Below are 15,114 nucleotides of genomic sequence, written 5' to 3'. Positions count from 1 at the left end.
TTTATTTTTGCCATTTCATTTATTTACACAAAATTTTTCTTTAACTATAAAATTCTAAAAAATGATTCAAAAAATTAAAAAAGAAAAGGCTTTAATTGAAATAGGCTTTTTGATAGGTGTGGTTACTTTTTTATTTACACTTTTAACAACTACATTATGGCAAAATGATGGAATTAGTATGGGTGAAACAATAATGTTACCTTTAATAGGTGGTTTTTATTTATTTCTATCAATAATAATTGTAAATATAGTTGGTATTAACAAAGTTAGAAAATTAGCTATTAAGAATAACGAACAACCGATAAAGAAAATTTATCAAGTGTTAATTGTTCTTTTTATTTCAATTTTTGCATACACTTTGTTCGATTCAATTTACTTTTTATTTGATAATTCTTTGTCAAAGGATTATGCAAGTTCTTTAGAAGCACTATTACAGTCTTCGGGTGAAAAAACTGATGATATTAAGGATTTTGAGAAGTTACCCTTTAGTGTTCAAAATATATTTTCTAGTATATTTTCTGCAATTGTAGCAGGACTAATTACACTACCATTTATTAAAGCTGATGGAGAAATTTTTAAAAGTAAAAACGATAATTACTATAGATAGTTTTTTATAACTCTCAAAAATAAGAAAGACAAAAAAAAGATGTTTTAACATCTTTTTTTTGTTTGATTTTTTGTTTGATTTTTTTTGCGTTGTGTGTAGCTCCAAGGTTTCTGCCAACTAGTGTATAAGTCTGACGTTATCATCCTAATACACCCAAATTAGGTATGATTAGCGCTACTTGTTCTAGTTTTACTCTGCTAATGTAATAAATTATATATTATAAAAATCACGTACTTCTACCTAATTTTCACAAAGGTAAAAAGCAACTGATAAACTATTATTATCTTTTTTGAGTTTTGTTTTGGCTTTGTTCCTAGCTTGTTCGATAAAAAGTTATTTTTTGCGAAACGCTTAGGAACAAACTACGAACGAACTACGAACCAAACCCCTATAAAATGGGTAGTAACCGTTCAAAAGTGTTCATTCTATGTCAAAACCTTTCATTTTATGAGGATTTCTTTGTGAAAAAAGCATAAAAAAACCACAAGCGATGACTTGTGGTTTCTGGTTATTTAATTTTATTACAGTTATGCCATAGAATGAAATCCAATTGAGTTTCCTTCGGTGTCTAATGCAATTCCGCAAAAGCCGTGTTCTCCTAATGCCATTTTTTCTTGAAGTACGGTGCCGCCAGCTTGCGCTACACGAGAAAGTTCTACCGAACAATCATCGCATCCAAAATAAACTAGTGTACCGCCATTTCCTGGGGGCATATCTTTCATTTTACATAAAGCACCACTAATATTTTTTCCGCCTTCTTCCCAAGGAAAGCATAGCATTTCAAGGTCGCCAAAACCTCCAGGAGTTTCCATCGGAATCATGGTAATGTTTAATACGGTTTCGTAAAATTTTTTGGCACGTGCCAAATCAGACACATAAATTTCTACCCAAGCAAATGGATTTTTCATAATGTTACTTTTTGTTTTTGGTTATTATTCAAAATATTAATTATTTTTTACTTTTTGCTTCAAGTTCTGGTAGCTGCTTTTTGTACTCTTCCACATTCCAAACGATGTTCCAATTTTTGACATAATCTGCTAATAGTCCAAGTCCGACACTGGCTCTTCGTTGGTCTACAGTATCAGGATCTTCTAGAGGTAGTACATAATTGGTATTGGTTTCTTTGTCAAAACCAATTTGGCTTCCGTAGATTTGTTTTTTGCCTTCACCAAGAGCTACTCGGTCCTCTAGTAAAGCTAGTGCGCTACTGCTAGCATTTTTGTTTTTAACCGCTTCACGCATCATTGGAAGGTATTTTTGTTGTGTAGGTAAATCGGAATGTTGAATCACCAAAAACAGCGTTTGATTGGCTTGACCGCCCACTTTATCGGCACCAACCCAACCATGTTTGTCTAATATTTTGGTAACTTTAATTAAGTTGATACTGTCTTTTTGCATCATGATTCTTCCCAGACTATCTACAATTTTACTCTGATAACCATAGTCTTTTTGGGCTTTAATGAATGTTCTTCTAATATCTTGATCGTCTTCATAAATCGCTAATAGTTCGGCTTGTAAAGGTTTGTCTAAATTGGCTTCTTTTACATCAACGATTTTCTGCATTTCGTTTACAAAAGGTAACCACTTTTTATCATTGTGCAAAGCGTCCAAATCGGTATCCGTTTTTAAATGTCTTACGTTAATCCAACCTTTGTCTAAAGCAAGTTGCAACCATTGAAAAGCCACATTCTTTTTTCCTAAAAGTGCCGCCGAACAAGCCGCATTGTAAAAATCACTACCGCTTTTTTGTTCTATTTTAAAAGCCTCGGTATATTTTTCAACCGACTTTTTATAGTCTTTGTTTTTGTATAAAGCATCAGCTTCACTAACAAGTGATTTATAATTTTGGGAAAAACTTAATGAGAAAAGGAAGAGTAGGATGGTGGTAAGCGTTGTTTTCATAAAAGTTGATTTATATTTAGTAAATATATAAAATTTGTAAAATCACAAATAATCAATTATTATAAAGTTTGTTAAAATTGACTTTTAATTCGAATTTACTTTGAACTATTTTTTTGTATCATTGCGGTAAGCGTTATTGCAGTACACAAAGTATGAGTTTTATTCATTGTTATCAATATCTAAAGAAGTTGCATCCTCAGTCACTTTCGGATTTGGATTCGGAAACGATTGTCAAATATGAAAAGTTATTGAAGACCGAAGTTCGTATTGATAGCTCAAAATTCAATACCAACGATGTAGAACGTTTTCTAGATGCACTCAAAAATAACAGTGCTTTACTTCAGTTTTTACCTACCAATGAAGAATTCTATTCGTTGCTTTTTGAACGGTTTAATTTCTTGAAAGACTATGGAGTTCCCAATTTTGATTCCTACGATTATAGTGCTTTAAAACAAGAAATTTCGGCTAATTTATCGAATGAGTTGAATCAATTTGTAATCACACGATTGGAGCAACAAGATTTTGTTGCTTTGAAAGTATTCCTTAAATACTTAGAAATTCTTCCAATGGAAGTTGTTGATTTATTGACGCATCGCTTGGAGTTCAAACTGGATGGCTACATTGGTGAAATGACTCGCAAAGGAAAGTTAAAGCACGATGACGAATTTAAAAAAGTATCAGAATTAATTGCGCTTGTTCCTGTTGAGGTTTTGGTTAAGAAAGAAGCTAAGGTAAAACAGTTGATGTATCAAGAAATGCGCGAGATAGCAAGTCATATTGACAAGCCAGGAATAGTGTTCTTCTTCGAAACCATGTTTAAAGGTTTGCATTATTTGTTCTATGTACCAACCGATGCCTATGAAGTAAAGATTCGGAATAGAGTAATGGGCGATTTTAAATTCATGTTAGGGCTTCTAGGAATTGTAATACTTATTATAGCTTTTGGAATTATGTTTTTAAAGAAAGACGAACCAGTAAGAAAGAGCGATTTAGAACCAAAAGGTTTCTATGAAAGTTTTGTAAAGCCTGCACAAAATAATGTGCTGCTTATGGGCAACTATTCAGATACTTTAAAAACAGGTTTTGATTTTGTGAGTAGGAGTTATGTTGAAGCAAAATCAAAAGAAACAGTTACTATAAAAAACAAAACCGATTATGATTTAATAGTTTTTTCCGATTTTGAAATTGTAAAAGCATTTACAAAACTCTACAAGGATAATGATTTTAAAGGTCGTTATTTCTACATAAAAAGTAAGGATTCCTTGACGATGGATAGTGTTTTATATCCGATGCATTTTTACTTTGGGCAAACGTTGTTTAGTACCCAAGCACCCAATCAAAATCCACCAAATTTACCGCGTTTTTTTCATGCTCATAAAAACACAGGAAATCTGGTTAGGAAAACATTTGAATTGAAAAATGCTAAAGTAACTTTTGAAGGTGATAGAAATGGGATTAGTTTGAATTCTGATAAAAGTATATTTGTTAATAGTATTCCAACTACCAGTATTGTATTTTAAGAATAGTGAGTATTTAAAATCAAAAACCACGAGCCGAAACTCATGGTTTTCAAATTATTGGTTGGAGTTTAGTATTATTTCATTTTTCCATTTACAATACCAATTACTGCACCAACAATGGCACCACATAATACTGTTAACAGAACATCAAAAGTAATTATTTTATAGTTTGGAGTTACTACTTCACTATAATGGAAAAAATTATGAAATAAGGTAAGAAATAATGAAATTACTGCTCCAGCTTTTAGTCCTGATAGCGCGGTTGAAATATTAGCCCATTTAGAAAAAATATAAGAAATTGAAAATCCAAATGTCATGCATCCCATAAAAATAAATGCCATATTTATTTGACTTTCATCTTTTGACTCAAAGAAGTCTGCAAACAAAATACCCCAAAGCAGCCAACCTAAAAGGAAGTCGACAATTCCACCGACGATTCCTCCAATAATAAAGTTTTTTACATTCATAATTAAAATAGTTTTATTGGTTAATGGAATAAAAATACTAAAAATCAAGAATTGTTTAATGGAGTAGGTGTTTAATTATTAACTATTTAAGAATCGGAATTGTTTATAATTAGGGTTTTTGTTTTCAAAAGCACTCAAAGTGACGATGGCTTAATTTTGATTGTTTTGTGTGATTAGCGAGTGTGATTAGCATGTGTGATTCCTCCGTTGTCGGAATGACAAAATGCATACTTAATGATAAAATATAGTTGATTAAAAGATTACACAAAACGATGATTCAAAAACTCGAAATTTTCATTAAAGGATCTAATAAGGTCTAATTTTTTGTCTCTTTTCCATCCTTTAATTTCTTTTTCTCTTGCTATTGCTTGGTCAACCCAAGTGAATTTTTCATAATATACTAAAAATTCAATGTTGTATTTTGAAGCAAACGTTTTAACTCCTTTTTCTATATTTTCTTTATGTTCTGTTAAACGTCTTCCTAAATTATTTGTCATTCCTGTGTAATATGTTGACCTATGTTTATTCGTTATGATGTAAACATAGAAAGTAAGGTATCCTTCGTTATACTCAATCATTGTGTTGTTCATGGTCATGCTTTTTTTTGTCATTCTGAGGCACGAAGAATCTCATTAGTAACTTAGAATTTGCTTTTTTTTTTATGGGCTTGTGTGATTTTCTATTGTGATTGCTTCGCCTATTCGCTATCGCTCGAGTCCTCCGTTGTCGGAATGACAAAACTGGTCTTTTTTGTCATTCCGTAGGAATATCATTAGTTATTAAAGTATTGATATTCTTTATGTAATTGTTTTGTGTGATTACTGAGTTAAAAGCCCCTCGAATTCTCTCGGTATGACAATAGAATGCTCTTTTTTGTCATTCTGAGGCACGAAGAATCTCACTAGTAACTCAAGTTTGCTTTTCTTTGTTTTACGGACTTGTGTGATTAGTGAGTCTGATTCCTCCTTTGTCGGAATGACAAAACTAGTCTTTTTTGTCATTCGTAGGAATCTTAATAGTTATTCAAGTATTGTTATTCTTTATTTGTTTACGATTAAATATTTACAATTGAATTTCATACAAGAAAACTTCGCCTGTTTTTTCATTAACGAAATACATTGAACCTTGAGTAATTCCTTTTTCTATATAAACTTTTTGACCAACTTTTGGTGCGAACCATTCTGGTGCATCATATGGCATACTATATTCTCCGGTTGCTATTTGCAAATCATTTAATTTTATAAAATCATCAATCCAATTAGTTGGAGCTTTGAAATGCAAAAAGGTAATGTATTCATAACTCCAATGCGATGATTTCCAGTATTGACCATTATAAATTTTGAAGTCGGCTGGTACTTCATGATTAGACCAAAGTTCAAATGACTCATTTGCTTCTGACGATTCTTTGCCACATGATATGAAAGTCATCATTAAAATGAATAGAAAAAGAGGTCTAATTTTCATATTTTTTGTCAAAGGTTTTTATAATTTATGCAATAAAACAAATCATTCGATTTATCAAATATACTAATAAAAAAACACCTCGTTAAAGGTGTTTCTCAATTTATTCAGTTCTATAAATTTTGTCGTAAAGATCTTTGTATTTTTCTCTTACTACTTTACGTTTTAGTTTTAGTGTTGGTGTTAGTTCGCCGCCATCTATACTCCAAATGTTGGGCGTTAATTCGAAACGTTTAATCATTTCCCAATTTCCGAATTTCTTATTGATTTCGTTTACTTCTTCTTGAATTCGTGCTATTACTTTTGGGTTTGAGGCAATTTCTTCGTTTAAGTCGCCAATGTCTTCATGGTGGCGTTTTGCCCATTCTCTAAGAAAATCAAAACTTGGTTGAATGAAAGCACCTGGCATTTTTTCACCATCGCCAATTACCATGATTTGTTCAATAAATAACGATTGTTTCATTGCGTTTTCAATCAATTGTGGTGCAATGTATTTTCCTCCAGAAGTCTTGAACATTTCTTTCTTTCTGTCAGTGATTTTTAAGAAACCTTGTGAGTCGATTTCACCAATATCACCAGTATGAAAATAGCCGTTTACAATCACTTCATCGGTTAGTTGTTGGTCTTTGTAGTAACCCATCATTACGTTTGGTCCTTTACAAAGGATTTCGCCATCTTCAGCAATTTTTACTTCTACATTATTGATGACTTTACCAACACAACCTACTTTAAATCCACCATTTCTCATGTCGTTTACAGAGATTACAGGAGAAGTTTCAGTCAAACCATAACCTTCCATAACTGGCATTCCTGCAGCTGCAAAAACTCTAGTTAATCTTGGTTGTAAGGCTGCACTTCCTGAAACCATAACAGTTAGATTGCCACCCAAACCTTCTTGCCATTTGCTAAAAATAAGTTTTCTTGCGATTTTAAGTTGGGTTTCATACCAAAATCCGTTGGCTCCATAAGGTTCGTATTTCAAACCTAAATCGATTGCCCAAAAGAATAGTTTCTTTTTGATTCCGGTTAATTCGGCACCTTTGGCATAGATTTTATCATATACTTTTTCAAGAAGTCTTGGCACAACTGAGAAAACAGTTGGTTTAACTTCTTTGATATTATCAGAAAGTTTTTCAATAGATTCTGCGAAATAAATCGCTACCGAATAGTATTGATAAATGTATAAAATAACACGTTCAAAAATGTGACAAATAGGCAAGAAGCTCAAGGCACGACTGGTTCCTTCTTCAAAAGGAATTCTTGGCGAACTATCTAACACATTAGAAACAATATTATTGTGGGAAAGCATTACGCCTTTGGGTTTACCTGTAGTTCCAGAAGTATAAATGATTGTAGCCAATTCTTCTGGTTTGACATTGTTTTTTCGGTCTTCCACAACATCTTGATTGGATGAATCTTCACCTAAAGCAAGCACTTCTTTCCAATTTTTACATCCATTAATTTCATCAAATGAAAAGATATCTTTTAAAAGAGGAACGTTTTTCTTAATGGAAAGCAATTTTTGCAAAACCACATCATCTGAAACAAAACAATAGGAAGCTTCTGAGTGGTTTAGAATATATTCGTAATCTTCGGCTGCAATGGTTGGATATATTGGAACAGTTTGTGCTCCAGTTTGCATAACTCCAATATCCATAATGTTCCATTCGGTTCTGTTGGACGAAGAAATGATGGCAATTTTATCATTTTTCTGAATTCCCATGCGTAATAAAGCACGTGAGATGGCATTTGATTTATCAACATATTCCTGTGTTGAAGTTTTTACCCAAACACCATTGTACTTAGTAACAAGACAATCTGGAACATTATTCTTTTCTAATTGATAATATGGGAAGTCAAATAAACGCGTAATTTGAATCATAGCTGCTAATTTTGATGCAAATTAATTAATAAATTACAGATTAACAATTTATTTTTAAATATCCTTTTTCAATTTAGTAGTTTTGCACAAAATTGTAGTAGCAATAGATGAATAAATTTCCAAGACTTAACGAATATAAAGTGCTGTTTTACAGAATAGGTTTGGCCTATTTGTTTTATATGATGGCTCGAATTTTGTTCTATTTTTATAATCAAAATTTAATTAAAATAGATTCTTTTGTTGCCTTTATAAAATTGTGTTATCACGGCTTAGCATTTGATACAACTACAATTCTCTATGCTAATTCACTATTTATAATTTTATCGGTTTTACCTTTACTAATCAACACCAGAAAAGGATTTCAGAAGTTTTTATTTTACTTGTATTTTACAGTCAATCTGATTTTTTATACGGCCAATTTTATTGATTTTATTTACTACAAATACACCTTCAATAGAAGTACAAGAGCATCCTTGGATACGCTTCAAAATGAGAGTAATAAAGGTTCGCTGTTCTTGAATTTCTTGGTGAATTATTGGCACGTTTTCTTCCTGTTTTTCTTGATGGCTTTCCTGTGGATTTATTTGTACAAAAAAGTAAAAGTAAAACACCATGAATCAAAACCAAATTTCAAGTATTTCTTGGCTTCTGTATTTAGTTTTTTATTGATTACAGCACTTTGCATTGGAGGAATTAGAGGTGATTTTAGAAAAAGCACTCGACCAATTAATTTACTCGATGCCAGTAGATTTGTAACAGATGCTTCTCAAGCTGATTTTGTTTTAAATACACCTTTTGCCATTATTAGAACTTGGAATACCAATACGTTTAAGAAAGTAAATTTGGTAGATAAAACAACGATTGATTCCTTAATTGTTCCTATCAAACACTATAAAAACAATCCGAAAACGAAACCCAATGTTGTGATTTTGATTTTGGAGAGTTATGCTAAAGAATACATTAGTGCTTTCAACAAAGACATGAATATTCGCAACTATAAAGGATATTCTCCGTTTGTAGATTCATTGTCACAACATAGTATGATATACACTAATGGTTATGCAAATGGTTATAAATCCATCCACGGAATGTCGTCTGTAATTGCTGGAGTTCCGTCTTTTAAAGATGCATTTACCTCGTCGCCTTATCCGAAACAAAAGATAGAATCGTTGGTTTCTGTTTTGAAAAGTGAAGGTTATGATACTTCGTTTTTTCACGGTGCGCCCAATGGTTCGATGGGTTTCTTAGGTTTTGGAAATATATTGGGTTACGACCATTATTATGGTAAAAACGAATACAACAACGATGCCGATTTTGATGGTGTTTGGGGTATTTGGGACGAACCTTTTATGCAGTATTTCAACAAAACGATTTCGAAAAAACAACAACCTTTTATGGCGACTTTGTTTTCGGTTTCGTCACATGAACCTTACATTGTTCCTGATAAATATATAGGTAAATTTCCGAAAGGTGATAATCCAATTCACCAATGTATTGGCTACACTGATTATGCTTTGAAACAGTTTTTCAATGCTGCTAAAAAGGAAAAATGGTATCAGAATACCATTTTCGTATTGGTTGCAGACCATGATAATTTAATCTTTTATGATGATTATTTGAAAGATCAAAACTTTCATACCGTTCCGATTTTGTTTTTTAGTCCGAACAAGAAGTATGTTGGTGTAAATAAAGATTGGGCACAACAGATTGATATTTATCCTACATTGCTAGACATGATGGGTTATGACAAGCCTTTTAGAAGTTGGGGTAGAAGTTTAATAAGTGAGAAAAAAGTACCACCATTTGTAATGCGTTATTCTTCCGATCATTATCAAATGATGAGTGGCAATTATATTTGTACCTTTGATGGTGAGAAAGCGGTTGGTTTCTATAAAAAGGAAGATAAAGATTTAAAAAACAATTTAATAGGTCAGCGCAATGCAGAAATGAATTTGCTAGAGAAACGTTGCAAAGCGTTCTTACAAGATTATATGGAACGCATTATCGACAAAAAACTGACTTCAAAAGATAAATAAAATGAGTACTAAAAAGAAGATACTAATTGCTTTAGTTGTAGTGGTTTTGGGCATTACAGGAAAGTATGTTTATGATAGACATATCAACCATAATTTTATGGAAATCACTGAAGGTAAAGTTTATAAAAGTGGTGTGATTCCGCCAGATGAGATTGCTGATTATGTAAAGAAATATAAAATCAAATCTATAGTTGATTTACGTTTTCCTGGGACTGGAGATGATGTGAATAACCCAGAAGTTCCTGCTGAATTGACAGCAGAGAAGGAAGCTGTAGCAAAAATTCCTGGAGTAAATTACTTCAATAATGGTTCCGATCAAGTTCCGAAACAAGAGAATTTGGATTCTTTTTTCAAGATCATGGACAATCAAGATAATTATCCTGTATTGATTCATTGCTATCACGGAATTGGAAGAGCGCAAATGTATTCGGCACTTTACAGAATTGAATACGAAGGATTTTCAAATGAAGAGGCTAGAAGCAAAGCAGCTTTTCCGGTTATGTTCAGTTCTTTTGATGATGGAAAGCCCAAAGGAGAATATCTAAAAGCTTACAAGAGCCGAAAACAAAAGGCAACAGAGAATAAATAAAGCAATAGCGATTCGTAAGAGTCGCTTTTTTTTATGTTAAATTGTTAATCATTTCAAATTATAACTGCAATATAAAAATTTAGTTCCTTTTATTTAAACTACCTTTATAGAGAAATGCCTTTGTTAGGTATTACTACTTCATTTAACCCAATTCAATCAGCTTAAATAATAACTGATTTTCTTCTCAATTACCTAACTAATTTAACTTAAAAACAATTGCATAAGTGTGATTTATGTAAGTTATAAAAATCTAAATGTAAACTACAACATGATAAGTTTATTCAACTTTGTAGCGTATGTTTTTTTAACAATTGTTTAAATATAAATATAATATAAAAAACAAAAAAATGAAAAAAGTCAATGACAATGCCGAATTAGAAAAATCAAAAATTCACATCATTGTTGAAATTATTGAATACATGCAAAACGCTGTAGTCAGTAGAACTATTATAAAAAAAACTACAGGTAATGTTACCGTTTCCTCCTTTGATGCAGGTGAGGAATTAGATGAAAAAAGTTCTGCGTTTGATACCTATATTCAAATAATTGATGGCGTTGCAGAAATTACCATTAATGACAAGAAATACAAACTAAAGTTGGGCGAAGGAATCATAATACCAGCAAATTCTAAGCATCAGTTTAATGCTAATGTTCAGTTTAAAATGATTTCTACAGTGATTAAAAGCGGTTATGAAGAATAGACTTTAACAAATACAATGTAAATAAGAACTATATGAAACTCTATATCAAATACATGGTTAGCACTCGATGTAAAATGGTGGTTAAGGAAGAGTTAAGAAAAATGGGACTTCATTTTGTATTAGTTGACTTGGGCGAAGTTGAAATCATGGAGGAACTTTCTGTAGAGAAACTTACAGAATTAAACAAAGCATTATTAGTTTATGGTTTAGAATTGATGGACGATAAAAAAGCGGTATTAATTGAAAGAATTAAAAACGTAATAATCGAAATGGTCCATTATACAGATGAAGTTCCTAAAGTGAATTATTCAGATTATATTGGAGAGAAGCTTCATCATGATTATACTTATTTATCAAATATTTTTTCTGAAGTAAAAGGCATTACCATTCAACAGTTTATTATCAATCATAAAATAGAACGTGCAAAAGAATTGATTTTGTATGATGAATTAAACCTTACCGAAATATCCTATATATTAAATTATAGTAGTGTTGCTCATTTATCTAATCAGTTTAAAAAAGTTACAGGATTATCGCCATCACATTTCAAATTACTTAAAGACAAACGAAGATGTCCTATTGAAGAAATTTAAAGTATGAAAAATCAAGAAAATCAATATGCTCGTAGTTTAATAGAAGCAAGTTTAGATCCATTAGTGACCATAAATATTGATGGTAAAATTATGGATATGAATCAAGCGACTATAAACATTACAGGATTATCACGTGAGGAACTTACAGATTCTGATTTCTTCGATTATTTTACAGAACCTCAAAAAGCAAGAGAAGTTTATCAAGAAGTTTTCGCTAATGGTTCGGTTGCCGATTCGCCATTGACACTTCGTCACAATAGAGGAAAACTTACCGATGTTTTATTCAACGGTTCGATTTATAAAGATGAAAACCAAAAAGTGCTTGGAGTTGTTATTGTTGCTAGAGATATTGCCGAACAAAAATGGGCTTTAGATTTAAAAAACGCCAACAAAGAACTAGCATTTCAAAATAAAGAAAAAGAAAAACGAGCAGCCGAATTAGTTATTGCCAATAAAGAACTAGCTTTTCAAAATGAAGAGAAGGAAAAACGTGCTAACGAACTTACTATTGCAAATAAAGAATTAGTGTTTCAAAATCAAGAAAAAGAAAATAGAGCAAGTGAATTAACTATTGCCAACAAAGAATTAGTTTTTCAAAATAAAGAAAAACAAAATCGCGCAGATGAATTACTAATTGCAAACAAAGAACTTGAATTTCAAACTCATGAAAAACGAAATCGTGCTAACGAATTAGTCATTGCCGGAAAAGAACTTAACTTTCAAAACCAAGAAAAAGAAAAAAGAGTAGTTGAGAGCAAAGAATTAGAAGCCTATAATTATTCTTTAAAACTGGCATCACAATATTCATTAAGCTTAATTGAAGCAAGTCGTGATCCATTATTTACAATCAGTTTAGAAGGAAAAATAACTGACACCAATCAAGCTTCAGTTAGAGTTACCGATGTGTCTAAAGAAGATTTAATTGGTTCTGATTTTATCAATTATTTTACCGAACCAGAACTTGCCAAAAAAGGATATGAAGAAGTTTTTGCAAAAGGTTTTGTAGTAGATTATCCTTTAGTTTTAATCGATGGAAAACTAACAAGCGTTTTATTTAATGGTTCTGTTTATAAAGATGCCGACGGCAATGTTATTGGAGCAGTTGTGGTTGCAAGAGATATTACCGAACAAAAAAAGGCAGAAAAAGAACTAATTGAAGCCAAAGCATTATCAGAGAATGCAACAGGAATTGCAGAAGAAGCTCTAATAAAAGCAGAAAATGCTACTCGTGTTGCCGTAGATTCTGTTAAAGCTAAACAACAGTTTTTATCTAATATGAGTCATGAAATTAGAACTCCAATGAATGCCATAATTGGATTTACAAAAGTGGTTTTAAAAACAGATTTATCAGCCAAACAAAGAGAATATTTGCAAGCTATTAAAATCAGTGGTGATGCATTGATTGTTCTTATTAATGATATTTTAGATTTAGCAAAAGTCGATTCGGGTAAAATGACTTTTGAAAAAGTGCCTTTTAAATTGGAAGTTTCTTTATCGGCGATGATTCATTTATTTGATATCAAATGTCAAGAAAAAAATATTTTATTAATAAAAGAATATGATTCAAATATTCCAGAGGTTTTACTTGGCGATCCTGTTAGATTGCATCAAATAATTCTCAATTTAGTGAGCAATGCAGTTAAGTTTACTTCAGAAGGAAAAGTTGTAGTTAGTGTAAAATTGGTAGAAGAAAACAATGATAACGTAATTATTGAGTTTGCAGTTTCTGACACAGGAATTGGTATTCTCGATTCAAAACTTAGTACCATTTTTGAAAATTTTCAACAAGCTTCAAGCGGAACGTCTAGATTATATGGCGGAACAGGATTAGGATTAGCTATAGTAAAACAACTAGTTGAAGGACAAAACGGAACCATAAAAGTGCAAAGTATTTTTAATGTAGGTTCTGTTTTTAGTTTTCAACTTTCTTTTCAAAAAACAAATTTGGATGCCGATTTATTAGTTGAAATTGAGGAAGTTACAGATGAAGTTCAAAATATTAATGTTTTAGTGGTCGAAGATATTGCTTTAAATCAATTACTGATGCGAACGTTGCTAGATGATTTTGGTTTTGGATGCGATATCGCTTCTAATGGTCAAATAGCTATTGACAAGATGTCGAAATCACATTATGATATTATTCTAATGGATTTGCAAATGCCAGTAATGAACGGATTTGAAGCCACAAAATACATTAGAAATACTTTGAAATCAAACATTCCAATTATTGCTTTAACGGCTGATGTAACTACTGCCGATTTATCAAAATGTAACGCTGTTGGAATGAATGATTATATTGCTAAACCAGTTAATGAAAGATTGTTATACAGCAAAATAGTAAAAATATTGGATAAAAAAAATAAAGAAACTAATGAAGAAACAGTTCAAAGAATCAATCAAGTTCGTTGCACCGATTTGAATTACTTAATGCAGCGAACAAAATCAAATCCTGCTTTAATGTCGGAAATGATTCTTCTGTATTTAAATCAGACTCCACCATTAGTTTCAACCATGAAACAAAGCTATATTGATAAAGATTGGAGCATGCTTTATGCCACTGTTCATAAGCTAATTCCTTCCTTTTCTATAGTTGGAATTCACCAAGATTTTGAAATTATAGCCAAAAAAGTACAAGAGTTTGCCAATCAACAACTAGATGAAGTCACGGTTTTAAAAATGGTTACTCAACTAGAAACTATCTGTTTACAAGCTTGTAAAGAATTGGAAGAAGAACTTATTACCATAAAAAATTCAAAATAATGCTAGACGAAAAAAAAATAAAACTGTTCCTTGTAGATGATGATGCACTTTTTTTAAAGTCACTACAAATAGATTTCCTCGAGAGTGCTGACTTTGAAATTAGAACATTCTCAACAGGAGAACTTTGCTTAGAAAATTTAAACGAAAATCCAGATATCATAATTCTTGATTATCATTTAGACGGAATCAATAAAGGAGCCATGAATGGATTGGAGGTTTTGGATAAAATCAAGCTGGAAAATCAACAAGTTCCGGTCATTATGCTTTCATCACAAGATAAGATTGATGTAGCTATTAAATGTATTCATCACAAAGCAACAGATTATGTGGTGAAAAGCGAAACTGCTTTTTTGAGATTGAAACAAATTATTGTTAAAGTGTTACATACTCAAAAAATTGATAAGCAGTTACATTGGTACATGAGTAAAATGTAGAAATTAAACAAATTAAATGAAAAAGGCATCACTACAATAGGAGGGCACTGAAAAACATCGTTTATTTTGATTAGCACCGTTTTTTAGAGAATAAAAAAACGCTTATAGTAGGATTTTATACATCCGTTATAAGCGTTTTACTTTTTGCAACTGTTTTTTATT

Annotated in this window: 14 protein-coding genes; 8 read left to right on the top strand and 6 right to left on the bottom strand. The window is 31.5% G+C overall.

The window, feature by feature from the left end; all coding sequences use genetic code 11:
• Positions 1-61 precede the first annotated feature (61 nt).
• Positions 62-607 carry a hypothetical protein gene (locus ACIQ06_RS15380; RefSeq protein ID WP_396147807.1) on the top strand — a complete coding sequence of 182 codons (546 nt, stop codon included), beginning with the start codon at positions 62-64 and terminating at the stop codon, positions 605-607.
• Positions 608-1,134: 527 nt separating this feature from the next.
• On the opposite strand, the gene ACIQ06_RS15375 is transcribed toward ACIQ06_RS15380, so the two are convergent.
• Together ACIQ06_RS15375 and ACIQ06_RS15370 are read right to left on the bottom strand one after the other, a co-directional pair.
• Positions 1,135-1,515: a VOC family protein gene (locus ACIQ06_RS15375; RefSeq protein WP_396147805.1), complete on the bottom strand. Its 381-nt coding sequence runs from the start codon at positions 1,513-1,515 to the stop codon at positions 1,135-1,137.
• Positions 1,516-1,555: 40 nt separating this feature from the next.
• Positions 1,556-2,509, bottom strand: a complete 954-nt coding sequence (locus ACIQ06_RS15370; protein WP_396147804.1) for a DUF6624 domain-containing protein — start codon at positions 2,507-2,509, stop codon at positions 1,556-1,558.
• Positions 2,510-2,661: 152 nt separating this feature from the next.
• On the opposite strand from ACIQ06_RS15370, the gene ACIQ06_RS15365 reads away from it, so the two are divergent.
• Positions 2,662-4,029, top strand: coding sequence for a hypothetical protein (locus ACIQ06_RS15365; protein WP_396147803.1), 1,368 nt, complete (start codon positions 2,662-2,664; stop codon positions 4,027-4,029).
• 74 nt (positions 4,030-4,103) lie between these two features.
• Here ACIQ06_RS15365 and ACIQ06_RS15360 read toward each other — a convergent pair whose 3' ends face one another.
• The 4 genes from ACIQ06_RS15360 to ACIQ06_RS15345 form a co-directional block, all read right to left on the bottom strand.
• Complete coding sequence (locus ACIQ06_RS15360) at positions 4,104-4,496, bottom strand: hypothetical protein (protein ID WP_396147802.1); 393 nt, start codon at positions 4,494-4,496, stop codon at positions 4,104-4,106.
• A 260-nt stretch (positions 4,497-4,756) separates the two neighbouring features.
• A complete protein-coding gene (locus tag ACIQ06_RS15355) occupies positions 4,757-5,086 on the bottom strand; it encodes a GIY-YIG nuclease family protein (protein ID WP_396147801.1) in 330 nt (109 codons plus the stop codon).
• A 472-nt stretch (positions 5,087-5,558) separates the two neighbouring features.
• Positions 5,559-5,960, bottom strand: a complete 402-nt coding sequence (locus tag ACIQ06_RS15350) for a hypothetical protein (RefSeq protein WP_396147800.1) — start codon at positions 5,958-5,960, stop codon at positions 5,559-5,561.
• Between the two features lie 100 nt (positions 5,961-6,060).
• A complete protein-coding gene (locus ACIQ06_RS15345; RefSeq protein ID WP_396147799.1) occupies positions 6,061-7,839 on the bottom strand; it encodes an AMP-dependent synthetase/ligase in 1,779 nt (592 codons plus the stop codon).
• A gap of 107 nt (positions 7,840-7,946) precedes the next feature.
• On the opposite strand from ACIQ06_RS15345, the gene ACIQ06_RS15340 reads away from it, so the two are divergent.
• From ACIQ06_RS15340 to ACIQ06_RS15315, 6 genes are all read left to right on the top strand, one after another.
• On the top strand, positions 7,947-9,875 hold the full coding sequence (locus ACIQ06_RS15340) for an LTA synthase family protein (protein WP_396147798.1): 1,929 nt from the start codon (positions 7,947-7,949) through the stop codon (positions 9,873-9,875).
• 1 nt (position 9,876) lies between these two features.
• Complete coding sequence (locus ACIQ06_RS15335; protein WP_396147797.1) at positions 9,877-10,464, top strand: dual specificity protein phosphatase family protein; 588 nt, start codon at positions 9,877-9,879, stop codon at positions 10,462-10,464.
• A gap of 347 nt (positions 10,465-10,811) precedes the next feature.
• Complete coding sequence (locus ACIQ06_RS15330; RefSeq protein WP_396147796.1) at positions 10,812-11,165, top strand: cupin domain-containing protein; 354 nt, start codon at positions 10,812-10,814, stop codon at positions 11,163-11,165.
• Between the two features lie 32 nt (positions 11,166-11,197).
• Entirely contained in the window at positions 11,198-11,758 is a 561-nt protein-coding gene (locus ACIQ06_RS15325) for a helix-turn-helix domain-containing protein (protein ID WP_396147795.1), read from the top strand.
• 3 nt (positions 11,759-11,761) lie between these two features.
• A complete protein-coding gene (locus ACIQ06_RS15320) occupies positions 11,762-14,518 on the top strand; it encodes a PAS domain S-box protein (RefSeq protein WP_396147794.1) in 2,757 nt (918 codons plus the stop codon).
• Complete coding sequence (locus ACIQ06_RS15315; RefSeq protein ID WP_396147793.1) at positions 14,518-14,952, top strand: response regulator; 435 nt, start codon at positions 14,518-14,520, stop codon at positions 14,950-14,952. The genes ACIQ06_RS15320 and ACIQ06_RS15315 overlap by 1 nt, the downstream gene beginning before the upstream one ends.
• Positions 14,953-15,114: the final 162 nt, after the last annotated feature.

Origin of the sequence: Flavobacterium sp., from assembly GCF_044341265.1 — a bacterium.
Classification (GTDB): domain Bacteria; phylum Bacteroidota; class Bacteroidia; order Flavobacteriales; family Flavobacteriaceae; genus Flavobacterium.
The sequence above is the reverse complement of the archived record's forward strand: the minus strand, read 5'-3'. Positions and strand labels throughout refer to the sequence as shown.